Source organism: Chamaesiphon sp. VAR_69_metabat_338, assembly GCF_031423935.1.
Taxonomy (GTDB): Bacteria; Cyanobacteriota; Cyanobacteriia; order Cyanobacteriales; family Chamaesiphonaceae; genus Chamaesiphon.
Genome location: NZ_JANPGM010000263.1, coordinates 1 through 2,999 on the forward strand (window position 1 = coordinate 1; position 2,999 = coordinate 2,999).

The 2,999-nt window shown below is 43.8% G+C and carries 4 protein-coding genes; 1 reads left to right on the top strand and 3 read right to left on the bottom strand.

Annotation, left to right across the window (positions count from 1 at the left end):
* Positions 1–93: 93 nt before the first annotated feature.
* Positions 94–429, top strand: a complete 336-nt coding sequence (locus RMO84_RS07745; protein ID WP_310487890.1) for a hypothetical protein — start codon at positions 94–96, stop codon at positions 427–429.
* Here the strand turns inward: RMO84_RS07745 and tatC are convergent.
* The 3 genes from tatC to RMO84_RS07760 all read right to left on the bottom strand — a co-directional run.
* Positions 415–1,224 carry a twin-arginine translocase subunit TatC gene (tatC, locus tag RMO84_RS07750; protein ID WP_396135800.1) on the bottom strand — a complete coding sequence of 270 codons (810 nt, stop codon included), beginning with the start codon at positions 1,222–1,224 and terminating at the stop codon, positions 415–417. The genes RMO84_RS07745 and tatC overlap by 15 nt on opposite strands.
* Before the next feature lie 404 nt (positions 1,225–1,628).
* Positions 1,629–2,503, bottom strand: a protein-coding gene (locus RMO84_RS07755) for an IS630 family transposase (RefSeq protein WP_310487891.1) whose coding sequence is annotated in 2 segments (ribosomal slippage) — positions 1,629–2,171 and positions 2,174–2,503 — 873 coding nt in all. Because the reading frame shifts where the segments join, the coding sequence is not laid out codon by codon here.
* A 38-nt stretch (positions 2,504–2,541) separates the two neighbouring features.
* On the bottom strand, positions 2,542–2,999 hold a 458-nt coding region (locus RMO84_RS07760), incomplete at its 5' end, for a protein NO VEIN domain-containing protein (RefSeq protein WP_310487892.1).

A 2,999-nucleotide genomic window follows, 5' to 3' on the forward strand; every position in this document is an offset into this window, starting at 1 on the left:
CGATCCCAAGTGTATCAGCAACGATCGCTAGTTGTTAAAATCGATCTAGCAATTGTTGCGCCGACTTAGATTACTCATTGGGTTGATAGATTTATGCTTGCAAGAGGCACTTCAACCCGTCGGAAATCGCCAATCCGCTGGTTACAAGCTAGTATTGCCACGCTCTCGATCGGTCAACCTCAGATCGGTCGAGCGGCTGACTGGCTGCAAATTCTCATGCAAAGTGTCCGAGTATTGGCGATTGCCAATCTGTCTGACGCCCCAGAAACTAGTTTGGGTGCAGATATAGATCGAGCATTACAGAGCAAAGTCAAACTTTCAGGTTTTTCTAACTGGCGATCGATCTCAACTAATCTAAATTTAGGAGCGAATCTAGCTGAAGCAGACAGTGTCCGAGCAACTACTCTAGCGAACTTACTTGCCCAGTAATTTTACTACACCCACCCCGCCAAAATATAAGGCTAAAACGGCACCAGCAAGCAAACTCTGTGTCAAAGGATCTGTCGATGGCGTGACGATCGCACCGACGACCATCGAGCCTACTACCACGCTTTTCCAGCCCGATAGCATCAATTGAGACGAGAGAATACCGAGTAGCGATAATAAAATTTGGACGACAGGTAATTCAAAGAGCAAACCCGTCGCAAACAGTAAAATTAGGACAAACTCAAAATAGCGATCGATCGACCAAGCCTGTTCGACGACATTTTCGCCATAATCGATCAGAAAATTCAAAGCAGCCGGAATTAGCGCGTAGTAAGCAAAAGCAATCCCCGCGACAAATAGCACCGAAGAACCAATTACCACTGGCAAGACCAACTGACGCTCGCGCCGCGTCAAACCGGGCAATACAAATTGGATAATTTGGTACAGAATCGCGGGACTGGCGACTAATAAGCCACAATAACCCGCCACCTTCACCGAAACAAAAAAGTACTCGCCAGGAGCCAATTGAAGAAACTTAATCCCAATTGCCGGAATTTCCAAGATTTGGACGATTTGTTTGGCATAGACAAAACAACCGGCTGCACCGATCGCTACTGCAATTATCGAATAAAAGATCCGCTGGCGTAACTCCTCTAAATGATCGAAAAAAGACATCTCCAAATCCACTGGAAGTTCGTCTAATTCGCCATCGAGGTCGCTAGCATCTTCATCTGGCGACCATAGTGCAGTACTCAGTTGAGATTCGGACTGAAGATCGGTGTCTACTTCGGAAGTCATCGTAGAAGTCTTGGCTGAACTGCGATCTCAATTATAAGGGATCGATCGATGCTCTGGCCGTGAGGATCTGCCAACAACCTCACCGCTACCACCATCTACAAATATGCAGATCCTTGTTATCTCAACACCGAGATAATTCAAACCGGTACGAGCTTAACCACCAAAGACATCAAATTCAAATACAACACTACTGGCGATAACGACAAAATCGATCGACACCCCGATGGCATCCTCACCCTCACCACCACCAATACCTACGACACTCACGGACGACTCAAAGGGATTACCCAGCGCAACAACACTGGCATTATCGCCCAGAGTAGTTATGGCTATGACAATCTCAACCGATTAATTTCGACGAGTAAAAACGGTCAGACTCAGACTTATAGCAATCGCCAAGAGAGTCAGGACGATAACTTGAGAACATGCTCCATAGCATCACGTAAACAATCGAACTCATTGAGGCATTGACGAATACGATGTTTGAGCCAAGACCAACATCGTTCAATCTTATTGAAATCTGGAGAGTAAGGTGGCAAGTACAAAACATGACATCCTGCTTGCTCGATTAATTCGGCAATCCGACCACCTTTATGGAAAGTAGCATTATCAATGATTAGCCATTGTCCTGGTTTTAAGCACTTAATCAAGCAAGTCTCAATCCAAGTTTCAAATACAGTTCGGTTACAAGCTCCCTCAACAGTGAAAGGTGCAATTAATTTGCGATCGCAATAAGCGGCAATCATGTTGACTCTCCCTTGTCTTCTACCAGACTTAAGTGCATACAATCTTTCACCTTTTTCATTCCACCCATAAGCATATTCATCTCGGCTATCCATTCCTGCTTCATCTGCATAGACAATATCCCCTGTCTCAATTTTGGCTAGTTGCTCCAGAAATACTTGACGCTTTGCTTCGTCCCGTTCACTGTATCCATAACTCTTTTTTTTCGCGTGAATTCTATTTTTGCTAACGCTCTGCTGATTGTCCGGCTACTAATTTCTCCTTCCCACAAATCTGCCATTTGAGACTGTGTTTTTGAGCTATTGTCTTTTACAAACGCTCTAAATTTTCCCCAGTCGGTGATTTTATCTTTACCACTCAACGGTTTTGTCGATTTTGGCTGTAAGTCGCCTGTTTTTTCTTTTCGTTTGAGCCACAAATCGATCGTGTTCCGACTAATATTGAAGATTTCGCTCACTTCTCCTTTTTTTCTCCCATCCAGCTCTATCGCTGCAATGACTTTCTTTCTAAAGTCCTGACTATATGGTTTCGCCATTGGTTCTACTATTTCTTGTTCCCATTCTAACTCATGTCCTAATTCTTCTGGCTATTGCTATAGGTATCACCAGCAACATTAATAGTGTGATTTAGCCCTTCAGCTTCATTGACTAAAGTAACTTTATAGGTGCCGCCATAACTCTGCATATTCGTAGAAAATGGAATTACTCGCTCCTCTTGCTTTACCTGTGTAGCTACACTATTATTTATTTCGAGTGCTTTCGAGCTAGATGGCTGCATCGTCTTTAGATCGGATCGATCGACTATCGCTTTTTCTGCGATATCAATCCAATCGCTCTTATAGGCAAATTTTTGGACTTTGTGAGCGGGGTTTTGAATTTGATAGATTTGGTAATTATCGTCATCTAACGATCGTTCGACGACATAGAGCCAGAAGTTGGTATTTCGTTCTAAAGCGGTTTCAAATTGCGGTTTGCTGACTAATACACTATCCCACTTACCACCTTTAGATTTTACCTCGATCGTGCGGACGG

Coding starts and splice junctions, on each gene's coding strand:
- RMO84_RS07745 (WP_310487890.1), top strand. CDS start 94: ATGCTTGCAAGAGGCACTTCAACCCGTCGGAAATCGCCAATCCGCTGG.
- tatC (WP_396135800.1), bottom strand. CDS start 1,224: ATGACTTCCGAAGTAGACACCGATCTTCAGTCCGAATCTCAACTGAGT.